Annotated in this window: 1 protein-coding gene; it reads left to right on the forward strand. The window is 64.9% G+C overall.

The features are described from left to right. Positions 1-225, forward strand: a 225-nt coding sequence (locus RM590_RS35815) for a helix-turn-helix domain-containing protein (protein WP_311708983.1), incomplete at its 5' end; no start/stop codon positions are given. Positions 226-388: the final 163 nt, after the last annotated feature.

Here is a 388-nt window from a genome sequence, read left to right on the forward strand (position 1 = left end):
GTGTACCGCATCGTGCACCAACGCCCCGAACGCGTCGCCCTGCAGTTGATGGCAGCACTGTGCGACATCCTCGGCTGCGGCGTCGAAGACCTCGTCACAGTCACCGCCACTGACGTCCGCAAGAAGAAGACTGCTTCCGGCACCACTGCACCACCCAACGTGGTCGAACTCAACGAGTCCATCCGGCCCCGACGAGCACGCATCATCACCGATGGCAACGATTAACCCCACGCCGCGCTCCTCCACACGCGGGCGACCGCGAGTCACCAGCGGCGCCTTCGAATCAGCCGATGCCATCGCATGGCCAACACGCTGCGGGCCTACTGGCCGCAAGATCAGCTGTGCCACAGCTGCTTCTACACCGCGATGCGCACCCGCGGCATCTGCC

The sequence above is a fragment of the Streptomyces litchfieldiae genome, assembly GCF_031845365.1.
GTDB classification, from domain to species: domain Bacteria; phylum Actinomycetota; class Actinomycetes; order Streptomycetales; family Streptomycetaceae; genus Streptomyces; species Streptomyces litchfieldiae.